At 34.3% G+C, this 16,071-nt stretch carries 24 protein-coding genes and 1 other RNA gene; 10 read left to right on the top strand and 15 right to left on the bottom strand.

The window, feature by feature from the left end:
- The first annotated feature begins 9 nt into the window (after positions 1-9).
- The 10 genes from dnaQ to ACFEL3_RS03695 all read left to right on the top strand — a co-directional run bounded on the left by dnaQ (position 10) and on the right by ACFEL3_RS03695 (position 6,311).
- Positions 10-705 carry a DNA polymerase III subunit epsilon gene (gene dnaQ / locus ACFEL3_RS03740; RefSeq protein WP_010082574.1) on the top strand — a complete coding sequence of 232 codons (696 nt, stop codon included), beginning with the start codon at positions 10-12 and terminating at the stop codon, positions 703-705.
- A gap of 44 nt (positions 706-749) precedes the next feature.
- Complete coding sequence (locus ACFEL3_RS03735; RefSeq protein ID WP_010962368.1) at positions 750-1,358, top strand: SCO family protein; 609 nt, start codon at positions 750-752, stop codon at positions 1,356-1,358.
- 30 nt (positions 1,359-1,388) lie between these two features.
- On the top strand, positions 1,389-1,649 hold the full coding sequence (locus tag ACFEL3_RS03730; RefSeq protein WP_010962369.1) for a hypothetical protein: 261 nt from the start codon (positions 1,389-1,391) through the stop codon (positions 1,647-1,649).
- A gap of 299 nt (positions 1,650-1,948) precedes the next feature.
- A complete protein-coding gene (locus ACFEL3_RS03725; protein ID WP_010962370.1) occupies positions 1,949-2,071 on the top strand; it encodes a hypothetical protein in 123 nt (40 codons plus the stop codon).
- Between the two features lie 95 nt (positions 2,072-2,166).
- The gene (gene gyrB, locus ACFEL3_RS03720; RefSeq protein WP_010962371.1) at positions 2,167-4,554 is read left to right on the top strand and encodes a DNA topoisomerase (ATP-hydrolyzing) subunit B; all 2,388 of its coding nucleotides are present in this window, start codon (positions 2,167-2,169) and stop codon (positions 4,552-4,554) included.
- Positions 4,555-4,647: 93 nt separating this feature from the next.
- Positions 4,648-4,905: a hypothetical protein gene (locus ACFEL3_RS03715; protein WP_010962372.1), complete on the top strand. Its 258-nt coding sequence runs from the start codon at positions 4,648-4,650 to the stop codon at positions 4,903-4,905.
- A 346-nt stretch (positions 4,906-5,251) separates the two neighbouring features.
- Positions 5,252-5,515, top strand: a complete 264-nt coding sequence (locus tag ACFEL3_RS03710) for a transposase (RefSeq protein WP_010082386.1) — start codon at positions 5,252-5,254, stop codon at positions 5,513-5,515.
- 51 nt (positions 5,516-5,566) lie between these two features.
- Complete coding sequence (locus tag ACFEL3_RS03705) at positions 5,567-5,908, top strand: IS3 family transposase (RefSeq protein WP_081420820.1); 342 nt, start codon at positions 5,567-5,569, stop codon at positions 5,906-5,908.
- Positions 5,909-6,022: 114 nt separating this feature from the next.
- Positions 6,023-6,157, top strand: a complete 135-nt coding sequence (locus ACFEL3_RS03700) for a hypothetical protein (protein WP_375316743.1) — start codon at positions 6,023-6,025, stop codon at positions 6,155-6,157.
- On the top strand, positions 6,147-6,311 hold the full coding sequence (locus tag ACFEL3_RS03695) for an IS3 family transposase (RefSeq protein ID WP_080717620.1): 165 nt from the start codon (positions 6,147-6,149) through the stop codon (positions 6,309-6,311). The genes ACFEL3_RS03700 and ACFEL3_RS03695 overlap by 11 nt, the downstream gene beginning before the upstream one ends.
- A 229-nt stretch (positions 6,312-6,540) precedes the next feature.
- Here ACFEL3_RS03695 and ispG read toward each other — a convergent pair whose 3' ends face one another.
- The 15 genes from ispG to ACFEL3_RS03620 all read right to left on the bottom strand — a co-directional run bounded on the left by ispG (position 6,541) and on the right by ACFEL3_RS03620 (position 15,978).
- Positions 6,541-7,821: a flavodoxin-dependent (E)-4-hydroxy-3-methylbut-2-enyl-diphosphate synthase gene (gene ispG / locus ACFEL3_RS03690; RefSeq protein WP_070356735.1), complete on the bottom strand. Its 1,281-nt coding sequence runs from the start codon at positions 7,819-7,821 to the stop codon at positions 6,541-6,543.
- Between the two features lie 25 nt (positions 7,822-7,846).
- Positions 7,847-8,467 (bottom strand): TRP75-related protein, encoded by a 621-nt coding sequence (locus ACFEL3_RS03685; protein ID WP_070356736.1) that lies wholly within the window; start codon positions 8,465-8,467, stop codon positions 7,847-7,849.
- A 197-nt stretch (positions 8,468-8,664) separates the two neighbouring features.
- Positions 8,665-9,210, bottom strand: a complete 546-nt coding sequence (locus tag ACFEL3_RS03680) for a hypothetical protein (RefSeq protein ID WP_095742623.1) — start codon at positions 9,208-9,210, stop codon at positions 8,665-8,667.
- Positions 9,211-9,365: 155 nt separating this feature from the next.
- Positions 9,366-11,480, bottom strand: coding sequence for an FtsK/SpoIIIE family DNA translocase (locus tag ACFEL3_RS03675; protein ID WP_010962378.1), 2,115 nt, complete (start codon positions 11,478-11,480; stop codon positions 9,366-9,368).
- Positions 11,481-11,759: a YggT family protein gene (locus ACFEL3_RS03670; RefSeq protein WP_006279515.1), complete on the bottom strand. Its 279-nt coding sequence runs from the start codon at positions 11,757-11,759 to the stop codon at positions 11,481-11,483.
- 171 nt (positions 11,760-11,930) lie between these two features.
- A complete protein-coding gene (locus tag ACFEL3_RS03665; protein ID WP_007550684.1) occupies positions 11,931-12,206 on the bottom strand; it encodes a type II toxin-antitoxin system RelE family toxin in 276 nt (91 codons plus the stop codon).
- Positions 12,197-12,418: a hypothetical protein gene (locus ACFEL3_RS03660; RefSeq protein ID WP_006279415.1), complete on the bottom strand. Its 222-nt coding sequence runs from the start codon at positions 12,416-12,418 to the stop codon at positions 12,197-12,199. Before ACFEL3_RS03660 ends, ACFEL3_RS03665 begins: the two co-directional genes overlap by 10 nt.
- A gap of 83 nt (positions 12,419-12,501) precedes the next feature.
- Positions 12,502-12,813: a type II toxin-antitoxin system RelE family toxin gene (locus ACFEL3_RS03655; protein ID WP_010962380.1), complete on the bottom strand. Its 312-nt coding sequence runs from the start codon at positions 12,811-12,813 to the stop codon at positions 12,502-12,504.
- Complete coding sequence (locus ACFEL3_RS03650) at positions 12,794-13,015, bottom strand: hypothetical protein (protein ID WP_095742622.1); 222 nt, start codon at positions 13,013-13,015, stop codon at positions 12,794-12,796. Before ACFEL3_RS03650 ends, ACFEL3_RS03655 begins: the two co-directional genes overlap by 20 nt.
- A 102-nt stretch (positions 13,016-13,117) precedes the next feature.
- Entirely contained in the window at positions 13,118-13,324 is a 207-nt protein-coding gene (locus ACFEL3_RS03645) for a type II toxin-antitoxin system RelE family toxin (RefSeq protein WP_231115925.1), read from the bottom strand.
- Between the two features lie 67 nt (positions 13,325-13,391).
- Complete coding sequence (locus tag ACFEL3_RS03640; protein ID WP_006279413.1) at positions 13,392-13,610, bottom strand: hypothetical protein; 219 nt, start codon at positions 13,608-13,610, stop codon at positions 13,392-13,394.
- Positions 13,611-13,810: 200 nt separating this feature from the next.
- Positions 13,811-14,248, bottom strand: a complete 438-nt coding sequence (locus tag ACFEL3_RS03635; RefSeq protein WP_006279412.1) for a ClpXP protease specificity-enhancing factor SspB — start codon at positions 14,246-14,248, stop codon at positions 13,811-13,813.
- 21 nt (positions 14,249-14,269) lie between these two features.
- Positions 14,270-14,609, bottom strand: a transfer-messenger RNA (tmRNA) gene (gene ssrA, locus ACFEL3_RS03630).
- 124 nt (positions 14,610-14,733) lie between these two features.
- Positions 14,734-15,324: a CvpA family protein gene (locus ACFEL3_RS03625; protein WP_010962383.1), complete on the bottom strand. Its 591-nt coding sequence runs from the start codon at positions 15,322-15,324 to the stop codon at positions 14,734-14,736.
- 57 nt (positions 15,325-15,381) lie between these two features.
- Entirely contained in the window at positions 15,382-15,978 is a 597-nt protein-coding gene (locus ACFEL3_RS03620; protein WP_010082169.1) for a riboflavin synthase, read from the bottom strand.
- Positions 15,979-16,071 lie beyond the last annotated feature (93 nt).

Genomic DNA, 16,071 nt, shown 5'->3' with positions numbered 1-16,071 from the left:
TTATTTGAAATGGAAAGCAAGCTACGCGAAATAGTACTTGACACTGAAACGACAGGTCTTGACACTGAATCTGGTCATCGAATTATTGAAATAGGGTGTGTGGAATTAATTAACCGCATTCCAACAGGTAAAGTATTCCATCGGTACCTTAACCCAGAAAGAGATATACCTTATCACTCGTTTAAGATTCACGGTATTAGTGAAGAATTTTTAGAAGATAAACCATTATTTTCAGATGTTGCACTTGAATTTCTTGACTTTATATCTAATGATATTTTGGTAATTCACAACGCTGAATTCGATGTTAAGTTCCTTAACATGGAGTTAAGCAAGCTGAATGCTAGGTTAATTTCCTCAGACAGAGTGCTAGATACATTACCTCTTGCGAGGAAAAAATTCGCAGGATCACCTGCTTCTTTGAATGCATTATGTAAGCGTTTTGATATATCGCTAGAGAATAGAGAATTGCACGGAGCACTAGTTGATGCTCAATTGCTTGCAAAGGTATATGTTGAACTTACAGGAGGGTTACAAACCTTTCTGTTTGATAATGAATGCAATCAGGACAGTAACTCCACATTCGTTCAGCATAAAGTACGTAATCTAACTCCCAGAGAACATTTACCAAATAGTGAAGAAATTGATGAACATAAGAAACTGTTAGACAAAATTAACAATACACTTTGGAATAAATATATTGAATAGGTTAACCAATAAAGATACAATTCAATTTTACTGAGAGCATTCTAATGGTAAGGTTTATAAGATTATTATCTAATGTGCTAGCAGCATTAGCAGTTGTTTTTTTAGGTTATTGTTATTTCACTAAAAAAGGCATATTTGCCCCAGCAGCGATTCACAACGCAGAAGTTAAGATAGGCGGAGATTTTTCTTTAATTAATCAGGACGGACAGATCTTGCGCAGTAGTGATTTTAAAGATAAATACATGATGATTTTCTTTGGGTTTTCCTCATGCAAAAGAATTTGCCCTATGAACCTTGGAATAATTTCAGAAACACTTGCAAAGTTAGATGAGAAAACTAACAACAAGCTACAAACATTCTTCATCACAGTCGATCCTGAGCGCGATAGCACGGAAAGACTTAAAGAATTTCAGCAGCAATTTGACCACAGAATACAAATGTTAACTGGTGAAAGAGAAAAAATAGACGAAGTAATTGCAAAGTATAAAGTATATGCTAGCAAAGTTGGTGGAGAAGAAGAAATCAACCATTCTTCAATAATGTACCTTATTGGCCCTGGAGGAAAATATGTTACACACTTTGCAGCTGATTTAAATTCAGACGAAAGTCAATCTGATAAGATTTTGGCTGAGATAAGAAAATACGTAAACTGAATTATAGATTTTTCTGTTAATTAGTCGAGCATGCAACTGCATGAGCATTATGATTTGAGAGCAATCTCCATGGGAAGACACACACAACTGTACGAACGTTGTAGTTTGGGAGCAATTCCCACCAGTGGGGTGTCATCCCAGTGCCCAGACACTGGGATCCAGCTTCTATGCAACTTAATTAAAAACGTTTGTTTTAGCGTAAGACAACTACCTTTAGCTCATCAGCTCAGTTATAAGCAAAATTTCTGGATTCCAGTGGGCTTTGTTGCATCGCTACTTATGAAAGGCTAACTATAGTTAGGATTATAAGTAACCTATTGAAAATCTTGTTTTTTTGCAATCAATCTGATCAAATTTAAGAATAGTAATTTATTATTTACATTAATAAATTTAATTCTATTGAAAATAGCTAAAGCATTGAAATTCTTGAATTTTAGCCGGATTAGTGAGTGGTAGTGAAATTTCTTTTACTCAAATTTAGGTATTCACTGACCGTTCTTGTTATAAATACCAGAATAATAAGCTACTGATATTCTCCATCTTTTTTATCTTTAATCCATCATAGCTAGCGATGCAACAAAGCCATTCCAGTGTCAAGCACTGGAATGACATCATCTGTTGTGCAATTTACCTTCAAAAATGAATGTTCGTACAGTTATGGAAGACACATTGGAATGACACTATTTGCTGTCTTCAAAAATAAACATTCGTAAAGTTGTGCTTTTAATATGGGTTATCAGTTTAAAAATGTTGCTAATCAGCATATATGAATGTAATATTAATTAACATTCATAAACGAAGCAATACCATGGAAAATAGTTATAATGCCGATGCAATAAAAATCTTAAGGGGTCTTGATGCTGTAAGGAAACGTCCAGGTATGTACATTGGTGACACTGACGATGGATCTGGCTTGCACCACATGGTATATGAGGTTGTTGATAACGCAATAGATGAATCTTTAGCTGGGTATTGTGATAAAATTGAAGTTAGCATAAATAAAGATGGTTCAGTATCAGTAACCGACAATGGTCGTGGCATTCCAACTGACATTCATGAAGAAGAAGGAATATCAGCAGCAGAGGTAATAATGACTCAACTCCATGCTGGTGGTAAATTTGACAGCAATACCTATAAAGTTTCTGGGGGATTACATGGTGTTGGAATCTCAGTTGTGAATGCATTATCAAGCTGGTTGGAATTAATTATTTGGCGCAATAAGAAAGAACACTTTATGCGTTTTGAAGATGGTGAGTCTATTGAACCTTTAAAGGTAGTCAACGAAAATACAAACAAAAGAGGAACTAAAGTCACGTTCATGCCATCAACAGAGACTTTTAATGGCATTAATTTCAGTTACTCAACGCTTGAAAGTCGTATAAGAGAATTAGCATTTTTAAATTCAAATATCGACATTACTTTACGTGATCTGCGCAATGAACCATATACAGAATCTCATTTCAATCAGAGCAATCAATCTAAAGACAATTTTGGTACAGCAAATTTTGTGCAGTATTTAGATAAGAATAAGACACATGTAACTAAAATTGCCAGTATGAAAGGAGATGCAGAAGATCTTGGCATCAGCTTGGAAATATCGATGGAATGGAATGATTCCTACTATGAGAATATGTTGTGTTTCACTAATAATATACGGCAACGAGATGGTGGTACGCATTTGGCAGGATTTAGATCTGCACTAACTAGATGTATCAATACCTATGCAACTAATGAAGGGTTTTTAAAGAAAGCAAAAGTAAATTTAACTGGAGAGGACGTTAGAGAAGGTTTAACTTGTGTTTTATCTCTTAAGATGCCTGATCCTAAGTTTTCTTCACAAACAAAAGATAAACTAGTTAGTTCTGAAGCACGTGCAGTTGTAGAAAGTATAGTTTCTGATAAATTGAGCACAATCCTTGAAACTGATCCCAAATTGGCAGCAAGCATAGTAGAAAGAGCAATCAGGTCAGCAAAAGGAAGAGAAGCTGCAAGAAAAGCGCGCGAGCTAGTTAAAAGCAAAAACAATATTGATATTGCAACTCTGCCAGGAAAGCTTGCTGATTGTCAGGAAAAAGCTCCTGAGTTATCGGAATTATTTATAGTAGAGGGTAATTCAGCAGGTGGTACTGCAAAGCAGGGGCGTAATCGTAAAACACAAGCAGTGCTTGCCTTAAGAGGAAAAATTCTAAACGTAGAACGTGTAAGTTTAGATCGTATTTTTTCATCTGCAGAAATAGGCTCTTTAATTACTGCAATTGGTGCTGGAATAGGGAGTGAACACTTCGATATTGAAAAAGCTAGATATCATAAAATTATCATCATGACAGATGCAGATGTTGATGGTTCACATATAAGAACTTTGATTCTAACTTTCTTTTTTAGACATATGCGTGAAGTTATTGAAAAAGGTTACTTATACATAGCACAGCCACCCCTCTATAAAGTTACAAAGAATGCCAAAGACACTTATATTAAAGATGACGAAACTTTTGAAGAGTATATAATAAACTCAGCAGTTAAAAGATTAACACTAAGTGGTACAGCTACAGAATTTAACAACTTGCGCCTTATTTTGAATAAATGCGTTAGCACTTCTAATATTAGCAAAAATTATGATAGAGAAATACCACAAAATCTCTTAGAGTCATTGCTAATTTTAAGTAAAAAGAATGCTCTATCATCGGCTGATGAGATATTAAAGTATTTGAAGTTAATGTACAGCGAATACACTTGGGAAGTGGAAATAAAAGATGAAGAAAAAGAAATTCATATCTCTAAATTGTTTCAAGGATTGGCAGACAAATATATATTTGCACTTAGTATGCTTGAAGGCAAAGATATGCAAAACATATTAAGTTTGCTTGATGGTATAAGTAATTTATTTAATGGTGATTCATTTTTAAAGTCACAAGAAACTGAAATAAGAATCACTTCTCCAAGTACGCTTGCAAAAATAATAATGGACTATGGTAAAAAAGGTTTAACTCTGCAGAGATTTAAAGGTCTTGGTGAAATGAATGCTGATCAGCTATGGGATACTACGTTAAATCCTGAGGCTAGAACTTTATTAAAGGTTGAAATAAAAGATTGTGAAGAAGCTGATTCCATATTTTCAATATTAATGGGTGATATAGTTGAACCACGCCGTGATTTTATTAATAGCAATGCACTTAATGTGCATGATGTTGATATTTGAACTTTTAGCAAAATGTACGAACGTTACGGGTTTAAGCAAAGACTGTGTCATTCAAGTAGCTGACACTGGTTCCTTTATAACGGTGTCATTCCAGTGCTTGACACTGGAATCCAGGTTGCTCACAAGCAAACTAGCATAGAAAGTGGTTACAACGTTTTCGATGAGATTGCAGAAAGGCTGGATTCCAGTGTCAAGCACTGGAATGAAAGCAGTCCTACGTCATGCCGCGATTCATTCGCGGTATCTCTAGATCCCGCTAACAAGCAGCGGGATGACGGTTGTCAGGGTGTCATCCCACTACCTTCTCCTGTCATCCCAGTGCCTCCCTCCCCTGTCATCCAAGTAGCTTGACACTTGTATCTTTATGATGTGAGGCATTAGAGCTAAAATACCTCACAGGGAGGGTGAAGCTGATGCAACGCTAATGCCATTAAGGCCGAATCCCAGATTTTGCTTCCCTCCCATAGAGTTATAGCTCTTCTCATAATAATCCCAATAAGGTAAGAATGGATTTATGGTAGAGGGGTTTGTATGCCAGCAGCGTATAGTTACGACTTAAGGAAAAAAGCAATGGAAGCAATGGAAGCATTGGATGAAGGAGAAAGTAGAGCAACTGTTGCCAAGTGACCTTACCCAGAAAAAGTGGAGAGAAAGAAAGGAGTTTTTTCGGGTAAAATAAAATTTTGGAGGATTAGAAATGGCAAGAGAATATACGGCAGAATTCAAATTGGAAGCTGTTAAACTGGCAAATGAACAAAGAAAGGCAGGTCAAACAATTACAAAAATAGCAAAGGATTTAGGAATAAAGGGTGGTTTATTAGGAAAATGGATAAAGAAACACAACGAAAAAAAGTCGGCAGCAGATGCATTTCCAGGTAGAGGTAACATGGCTCCTTACGACAAAGAGAGGTTTGATTTACAAAGAGAGTTAGCAAGAGTAACAAGGGAAAGAGACATTTAAAAAAAAGCCCTGGCCAGTCAAAAAGAGTAAAATATTTTTTTATAAAAGAGCATAGTAACTGCTATAAAGTACAGGAATTATGTAGGATTTTCTGCTAGTGGCTACTATAAGTGGACCACAAGAAAAATAAGCAGTAGAGAATCAGCAAATAAAGAGCTACTCGCAGCTATTCAAAAAATATATCAAGTTTCTAAATGTAGATATGGAGCTCCTAAAATTCATGCTGAATTGAAGGCTTTGGGTAAAAGTTGCAACTTAAAAACAGTGCAAAGTATTATGCAGAAAAATGGTATTCAGGCTATATTGAGAAGAAAATTTAAAATTAAGAAACAACAAACGGACAGTAGCTCCCAATATATTAGACCAAAACTTTATTGTCGATCAACCAAATAAAGTATGGGATTACTTATATAAAAACCAAAGAAGGATGGCTATATTTGGCAACAATAATCGATCTATATTCACGCATGGTAGTTAATGAGCAGTTCAATAAATAAACAATTGGTTATGGACTCTTTATTAATGGCCGTTAACAAGCGTAAACCTGCCAAAAATCTACTATTACATAGTGATCAAGGTTCACAATATACTTCGCAAGGTTATCAATATCTCTTATCCATAAAAAACATAGATGAGTTATAAAGGTTGTTGTTACGACAATTCTGTTGTGGAAAGCTTCTTCAGTTCTCTAAAAAGGGAGTTACCAATAGACACCTCTCGGCACTCTAAACAGCATATCAAAACTGCTATATTTGAATATATAGAAATTTTTTATAACAAACAACGTCACTATTAACTATTGCATTCCTGAGCATTTTGATTCATCATTCTCTTTGTGAAAAACATTCCAAACTTTCTCTCCACTTTTTCTGGGTAAGGTCAGTCAAACCTCCATTTTTTTTATATCAATTTATTACTTTTTTTTCGGTTTGACACACTTTTTTGAACATTCCCAACGAAAAAAGAAAAACAAGGTTTAATTTTCTTTTTTATTTGCGATTTATCTATTAATTAACCGTGAAAGGTTACGTGTAATGCTTCTTCACATAATTATCAATAATTGCCTTAAATTCTTCAGAGACATTATCACCTTGTAAAGTTTTGAAATATTTGCCGTTTTTGTAGACTGCTGAAACAGGTTTTTCTCCATATCCAGGTAAGCTGATTCCCAAATTTGCGTGTTTGCTTTCTCCAGGACCATTTACTATGCATCCCATAACAGCAATGTTCATATGCTCTACACCTGGATTTTTTTTCTTCCACATCGGCATATGAGTTTTTATATAGCCATTCACCTCTTCAGTTAATATACGAAAACGATCGCTACTCGTGCGCCCACAACCAGGACATGAATTAACCTGAGGGTTAAAGTGTCGCAAGCCTATAGACTGCAATATTTCCTGACACACCACCACTTCATTAGTACGCGATTCACCAGGACGTTGAGTCAAAGAAGCCCGTATTGTATCTCCAATGCCATTTTGCAATAAATAAGTAAGCCCTGCTGCGGTATTTACCACACCTTTATTGCCCATACCAGCCTCAGTTAAACCCAAATGCAGCGCATAATTGGAAGATTTTGCAAGTGCCATATAAACTAAAATTAAATCTTGTACTTTGCTAACTTTACATGAAATGATTATTTTGTTTGAATTTAGACCAATTTCTTCAGCTTTTTTTGCACTATCAAGAGCAGACATTACAAGTGCTTTGCGCAGTATAACATCAGAAGGCCTTGAATTACTAAGCGAAGAGTTTTCATCCATCAATTTTTGCAAAAGGTATTTATCAAGACTACCCCAATTTACCCCAATTCTAACCGGAAGATCGTGCATTATTGCATACTCTATCACCCTTTCAAACTTCTCATCACGTTTGTCGCCAAAGCCTATATTGCCTGGATTGATTCTAATTTTACCCAGCATTTTGATGTTGTCTGGATAATCTTGAACTAATTTATCTAGCTCATATTGACCGCAGCCTACCAATATTTTACCGTCAAAACCTTCTTTATTTATCTCTTCTACTATATAAGGTATTGCTCTTGCTACCTCCTCTGAGTTCAAGGCAATTCGCACCAATTCTGAACCTGTACGCGCTAGTTCTGTTATCTCTTTTGCATAATGTTTTGCGCTACTTTTTATATTATCAGCATCTATATGCACGCCAAGCGCCATAGATTGTACAACTACAGGATTATTTCCGCCTATCTTTACTTTTCCAACTTCTACAACATGAGTTTTGTGCCTGGAAATCTGCGATAATTCATATGTATTATCATTCAATATCAGGTCTTTATCTAGCATATTATTAATGGCCAATATTGTGATACTATTTTACTGTGTCAGCTACACTGCCAAATGAACTTGAACCATTCAAACTATAAGCATCTACGTTATCCAAATTAGCAATAGAATCATGTGAGCACGTTCTTCTTGATGGAGTTTCTTTTATAGTGACATTTATAGGAGAAACTTTCTTTTCTCGTGTTGAAGTAACTTTCTTCTCTTCTTGTTGTTCACTTTCATGCTGCTTATTTTCATACTGGAAAACTGACTCTTGATCTATAAATACAGCACCCCTTAAACGTGCGATATTAATACCATGCTGATTTATCATAGTGCTCTCTTCATCGTCGACTATGCAAGCTTCCATGTCATTTGGCTCATTATCAAGACTAGCAATTTTTTTCTCTTTTAATTTTTTGATTAGATCTTCTTTATTTATAGCTCGATCTTGTAATTTTTTTTTCTTGAGCAATTCCCTACGCTTCTCATACAGTTTATATGACTCAGCAAAATCCTCATCTGTATGAAAGTTTGCACCACCAGGGTTACCAGGAGGTATGTATCTCTTACTGAGCTTAGATTTAGCTTCAGCACTATGCACAGTAAAAAAGCTAGAAACCAAAAACATTAATATAAATAAAATTTTAGAAAAAACCCTAAGCATATGGTGCTATAGTAAATATCGTGTTTTAAAAGATAGCAATTAACAAACTTTAAGTAAACCAGAATCTTTACTAACTTTACAATACAAATATTTTTCTAAAAAGTGATATGTTTGCTATCAAAAAAACCTACGCAGACTAAGAGAAGAGTAAGGTGTTACAAGTTGCGTAACACCTTTTCAAGAAAAGTGTTATGCAGCTATATGTTTGCAACTTTTAAGTTATTCTGTAGTTTTTCAGTACCATCGGTAGTATCTACATTATTAAGTTTTGCGTCTGGCGTATCTTTAGATAAGTCGTTTTTTTTCTCTTTATCAAGCTTAACTCCCTGATAGATACAGAATGCAACAAAACTAGTTATTGCTATTGCGGCAACAGCACTGACTATGATACAAATTGCCATTATTTTTTGTTGATCTGCTACTGCCTCTGCAAGTGTTTCCACTTTTTCTTGCAGGCCGTTTAAGTGCTCTTGCATAGCTTGAAACTGCTTAGTACCAATCTTGTCTTCTAATGCACTAAAAACTTTTTCAAACTGCTCAACATCTATCTTTTGAGCTTCTTGCCATTCTTTTAATGCACTAAATACCTCTTCAAACTGTTTAGCATCTATCTTTTGAGCTTCTTGCCATTCTTTTAATGCACCAAAAACTTTTTCAAACTGCTCAGCATCAATTTGTTGACTTTCCTGCAATGCTGTTATATCTGACTCATCAAAGCCAAGTACCCATTTAGTTATACCCATTTTTAACCCCCTAGTTAATTAATATATTATAATTTTACATTCCAAATGTTTAAATTATTATTAAATCAATTGTCATTATGTATTGATCTTTTAATAATTTCGTTTGACTTGCTTTTTGAAAGTGCGAAAACTTAAATTAAGGTATTACAAGATTGTTATTCAACCAATATCTCTCTTTTCCCTGAGTAATTTGGAGCGCTGACAATACCTTCCTTTTCCATTCTTTCAACGATGTTTGCTGCTCTGTTATAGCCTATTCTAAGCTGCCTTTGAATGTAACTGGTTGAAACTTTTTGATCTCTTTGAATGATGGCCACTGCTTGGTTATAGAGGTCATTTTCTTCATCCTCCGTTTCATCGTGTGACTCTGTAGAAGAATTTTCATCTTCTTTAGTGATTTCCTCCATGTAGTTTGGCTCACCTTGCATTTTCAGATGATCAACTATATCTTGCACCTCATTATCACTTACAAATGGGCCGTGAACTCGAATGATCTTACCACCAGAGGCCATATAGAGCATGTCACCCATGCCGAGCAATTGTTCAGCCCCTTGTTCGCCAAGTATTGTACGGCTATCTATCTTAGAAGTAACAGCAAAACTGATTCTCGTTGGAAAGTTCGCCTTTATCACACCTGTGATCACATCCACAGATGGGCGTTGTGTTGCCATTATGATGTGTATTCCTGCAGCACGAGCCATCTGAGCTAAGCGTTGAATAGAGCACTCTATTTCTTTGCCGGCAACAAGCATCAAATCTGCCATTTCATCCACGATCACTACAATATACGGAAATGTTTCCATCTTGATTGGTATTTTTTCAAACAGAGGTTTGCCTGTTGTTGAGTTAAAGCCAATCTGCACAACGCGCTCCAATTCTATTCCACTATTCATCGCTTCTGTGATTCTTTGGTTATAGTTTATTACATTGCGCACATTTAAATAGGACATCATGCGATAGCGATTTTCCATTTCTTTCACTATCCACTTAAGAGCGACTACAGCCTTTTTTGGCTCTGTTACCACTGGCGTTATTAGATGCGGTATTGCATCATATATTGAAAGCTCAAGCATTTTTGGGTCGATCATTATCATCTTACATTCATCAGGACTTAATCGATAAACGAGTGAAAGAATCATAGTGTTAATCGCAACTGATTTACCAGACCCTGTGGTTCCAGCAACGAGCAAGTGGGGCATTTTAGTTAGATCTGCAATAACTGGTTTTCCACTTATTTCTTTGCCAAGCGCAATTGGGAGATTTAAGTTTGCATTTTGGTATTCTGGGGATTCAAGCAAATCACGCAGCATTACAATTTCCCGTTCCTTGTTCGGCAACTCTATTCCCATAGCATTTTGCCCACGAATTATTGAAATACGTGCAGAGAGTGCACTCATCGAACGTGCAATGTCATCTGCAAGGCCAATTACTCTTGCAGATTTCGTGCCAGCTTGTGGTTCAAGTTTGTACAAAGTCACAACCGGCCCATAGCATACACTGATAATTTTTCCTTGCACGCCAAAATCACTCAGGACTTGTTCCAGCAGAGATAAATTTTTATTGCTCTCCATTTCATTTAGCTGTTTTCTCTGCAAAGACTCTTCTGCTTTAGAAAGTAAATGGATACTTGGAAACTTAAACTCACTTAAAACCTCCTCGGTAGCTTTTTTCTGTCTTTCTTTTGGTTGTTGTTTAGTAGTGATTTTAGTTCTATGTTTTTCTTCTACTACTAATGGTGCAATTGAATACTCAGTAGTTTTATGTGATCTGAAGAATGGAACATTTACAAATAAGCAAGCTATTTTTTTACATAAGAAGAATAGAGAGTAAATTGTTCTCTTCCAACCAACAGATCCTACAAGACCTATTGATGTTACTATCACAAATATATAAAACGGGCAGTTATTAATTAGTGCATTCCCTATTATTCCACTGTGTCTGTACCTTGCAGTGATGCCTAGCGAAAGTTGTGGTAGTATAGCACATATCCCTAAATTGATTAATATTAAATAGAGAATTTTTAGCAGCCTTTTTGATGGCCTGAAGATCAACAAGTAAACTATGGTTGTAGCTATTGTAACACTAGTTAATCCAAGAAATTGAACCAATATATCAGCTAAATATGAACTTACTATTCCACCTAAATTTGTCACTTCCTCATTTGTAGCTGTGTTTAAGGAAGGATCTTTATAGTTATAGCTAAAAACTGATATATATATATATATTAAAAGGGATAGATATATTGCTGATTTTAGATATTTTTTTAACATCTACCTAAAGTAGTAAGCTACTGTATATTTTACAAAGTGAATTGTTATTAGCAATATCATTATAGATAAATCTAATCCGTTGAACGGTGGTATATATCTTCTAATAATCTTTAGTGGTGGATATGTCAATTGGTTCAAGATGTGCATTATGCTACTGACAGTTTCATTATATATGTTCACCATATTAAGTTTAACCAGCCAGTTTAGGACAACCCAACATATTAGAATGAAGCTATAAAGATCAAGTAACGTATTGAGTAGATATATGATTGGATGCATACATATCTATTACACGAAAGTTATATAAAAGACAAGTATTTAGCCTTTTCAAACTCAAAATGTTGTTTTTGCTGAACCAAAAAAAACTTCATTTTTTGAGCTGCGCAAAGCCACCTAAAGTAGAGAATGGACAAGGAAGGAGGGGTGTATAATATATATTAATGTTGATATTTATTTCTTATAAATATCATCTCTATGTCCTATCTCTGTGATAGTTACTATATGATCTAATTGATTTACTCTGTAAATTACACGATAGTCACCAACTCTTAGCCTTCTACATCCTTTTAAGTTATGATGTAGTGGTTCACCAAAATTTATTGGGTCAACTGTAAGACGTTCTTTTATAGCCTTTTGAACTCTTAGCCTTATTATCTTTGGAAGGTTTGGTAAATCTTTTTCAACAACACTCTTTAGAGACTTAACCTTGTAACGCTCTAATCCCACTTAATATCTTCAAAATCAACTGTTTCTGCACCTTCAACATCACGCTCATCAGAAATTTTAGATACTAAAAAATCCTCCATTTCAAGCTCAACTGCTTCTCTAAATAGTTTTCCTGCTAATTCTTGAACGGGCTGTTTAGTAAATTCAGATAATTCAGCAAGATGCTTTAAAGTTTCTTCGCTAAGAGCTATGTTAATGCCTGAATTTGCCATATGTTTTACCAAAGTCCACTAATAATTATACAACATTTTTTTTAATTTTTCAATAAAGAAAGGAGTGGTGTATAAAAATATATTTAATGTTTCAGTAGGTCCAATATTGCCTGCTTGTAAATATTGTCCCTGTGTCCTATTGAAACAATAATTACTATACGTTTTACAGTATTTACACGGTAGACAATACGATAATCATCAGCAACTTTTATTCTTCTATGTTCCTTTAATCTCTTGCGTAGCAACACACCGTTACCAATAGGATCAGTCTCAAGATACTCTTTTATTGCATCTTTAATACTTGGCTTTACATCTTCCGGCAAGGAAGGCAAATTTCTTTTAAGAACATGCTTTAGATATTTAATGGTGTATTGCTTATTTCCAGATGTCTTCACTATCCTCTACTTCTTCTGCATCATCAGAATTTAACTCCCTAATAATTTTGGAAAATGCAATATCTTCCGCTTCAAGTTCGATTGCTTCCTTGACTAGCTTTTCTGTTAATTTTTGAACAGACTGCTTGGTGGCTCTAGCTAGTTCAACAAGATGCTGCGAAGTTTCTGGGTTGAAAGTTACACTAACTTTTGAATTTACCATCAGTTTTACCAAAGTCTACTACTATAGCTATTTTACAACATTTTTTTTAATTTTTCAATAAAGGAAGGAAGGAGGGCTGTATAAAAATATATTTAATGTTTATCAAGTAGCCTTCTCATAAATGGTGTCTCTATGTCCTGCTGTAGCAACAAATACCTTATGTTTTGCAATATTTACAGTATAAATAATTCGATAATCACTAACCCTTATTCTTCTATACCCTTTTAGCCTGCCACGTAATGGTTTACCAAATTTAATTGGATCAGTTGTAAGCCGCTCGTTTATCGCTTTTGTAATCCTTGATCTTATTGTTTTTGGAAGATTTAGAAAATCTCTTTCAGTAAAGTTTTTTGAGTAGACAATATCGTATTTCAGTTTATGTCCTCTCCCTTTCAGATAGTACTGTATTCCAGTCTACATCCTCACATTCCTTAATAGTTTTATATAACGCAATATCTTCTACTTCGCACTCGATTCCTTCGATGACTAACCTTTTTGCTAGTTCTTGAACGGATTCCTTGGTGATTTCAGCTAACTTAGTAAGGTTATGTGAAGTTTTTGGGTCAAAAGTTATACTAATTCCTGAATCTGTCATATGTTTTACCAAAGTCTACTAATAATTATACAACATTTTTCTGAATTTTTCAATAAAGGAAGTTGATGATATGTAAGAAAAATTTTGCCACCTGCGTTAATAAATAATTAAAGATTTAGCATATTTATCTACCCTCTATTCTATTACTTAAGTTAGACCACTTTTTTCTATTAATATTTTTTGTTTATAAAGATGAGCAGTTACTCATCACGCAGTTGATCTATGGATATAATACTACCGTTTGATAGTTTTTCAGTACATTTTTCACTTTTGTATTCTTTATCAGAGTCGATACTGATTTTGTCAAATATTAAAACATCTCCTGAAATTTTATCACGAAACTCACTAATAGCAAAAAACGGTATAGTAATTCGCTCTTGTTTTCCTTGAAAACTCAAACTGACGCTAAATTTATCCTCAGAAACTTTTAAATCATAGAATTGATGCTGTAATATAATAAGCATTTGAGTAGGGTATGACTTTTTCAAACGATCTGGCATGGTCACACCATTAAAATATGTGAAAAATAATATTTCTAAGTGAGGGATAAAACCATTACCTGATATAACATCTAAAGTCTTTTTGATAACTTGAAACTTAGCAGAATTAAGCAGTTTTTTGTAATCTGTTTGCTCCATATAACTTTCACATACGTAAATTTTGGGGAACTTCTGTTACCCGGCGTTCCCTGAACCGTGCTTATAGCAATGAAGTTATAGTGCTTAAATTAAGCAGCTATTGCGTCGACATTGTCTTCAGCAGCAAAATTATCGTTTGCATTTAAATTATGAACTCTTAGCGGTGGTGTCTAACCGAGCAAAGCTACCATCTTTACTATGCATGTCGATCCTTATTCGTCCCCATATAAATTAAAAAACATGGTGGAGACGCCGAGTACTGCCCTCGGGTCCAATACACCTATTACAAGGTAATTTTATTGCTATAGTACACAAAATGTACATAGCTATTATATAGCAACATTAAATAAATGTCAAGATATTATGACCTTAAGTTGATTTATTGCTAAAACAAAATTAATATTTCCAGTAAAAAATTCTGTGCTCTTAACCTGACACATATGGCTTTTTGAATACTCCCAATGAAAATATTTATAAATAAATATTTACTCTTCTTTTTTATTGTTTTTAGGTTTTTCTTGATCAACCATTTCTCCACCGATCTCTTTTATTTTTAGTATCAACGACTCTGGTACATACATGTCAATTACTTCTTCTGCTGTCACAAATAAAGCCTGATAAGAGTGTGAATTTATTATCCAATTAGGCAATATGTCTTCTGCTTCTATTTTATACTCTCCCTCTTTTTTGTCATATACTGTGTAGCAATATAAGTGCACAGCAAAAAATAATACATAAGAGAGCAATATTCCTTTAAGCACTCCGAGAAAGATTCCAGTAACTCTATCGATAAACCCCAACCTTATGGGTGATAATATGTACATTAGCCAGTTATTTATTATCATGAATATAAGATTAAGTATAATAAATACAGAGATTGTAGAAAGTATGTTTAGTGTAACTTTAGAATCAAAATATTTACTATAATTTGGAGCGAAAAAATCATAGTGATTAGCTGTCAGAAAGACCGATAAAAATAGAAACATTAGTGCGCATAGCTCTTTTATAAAGCCTCTAGTTACCGAGATTATTACGCATAGAACAACAATGAAGATAATTAGGCTATCGAAAAGCATGTTTTATATCTATATGGTTTTCAAGATATAATAGTTGTAAATAACAAGGTTGTAAAATTAATTGTATTTATGCTGCATCAATTGATCTAAATACCTAGCGATCATGTCAATTTCTAAATTCAAATAATCATTTACTTTGTTGTACTGAAAAGTTGTATTTTCCCATGTATAGGGAGTGATATTTACTGTAAATTCCTGATTAATAACTGAATTCACTGTGAGGGAAACCCCATCTAGTGTAACGGAGCTTTTTTTTGCAACAAATTTAATTAATTCTTGTGGGCACGATAGTTTGATTTCATGAGAATCTAAATTTTGATTAATTGTTAAAAATTTTACTATCCCATCAACATGACCCTGAACCAGGTGGCCATCGATCTTATCGCTTAATCTCATTGCTTGTTCGAGATTTATTTTTTTTCCTATTCTCCACGTATTTAAGTTAGCAACCTTCATAGTTTCTTGAGATGCTTGGACTGTAAATGTATCGCTCATTATATCAACAACAGTTAAACACACACCAGAGCAAGCTATTGAATCTCCTTTATTTATAGAGGATAAATTTTGTGTCTTGATATGGAAAATTTGATCAGAGTTGGAGTGAGTGGTAGTATCAGTTATAGTCCCGATATCCGTGATAATTCCTTTAAACATATGGTGAAAATAAATAATTTTACCATGAAAAATTTTTTACAACAACTTATTTCTATTTTGTTATAGTTAAAGTAATTCTGGTTTACCGACAAT

The sequence above is a fragment of the Wolbachia endosymbiont (group A) of Opomyza germinationis genome (assembly GCF_964264765.1).
Taxonomy (GTDB): Bacteria; Pseudomonadota; Alphaproteobacteria; order Rickettsiales; family Anaplasmataceae; genus Wolbachia; species Wolbachia pipientis.
This window is presented reverse-complemented; position numbering and strand designations above follow the sequence as displayed.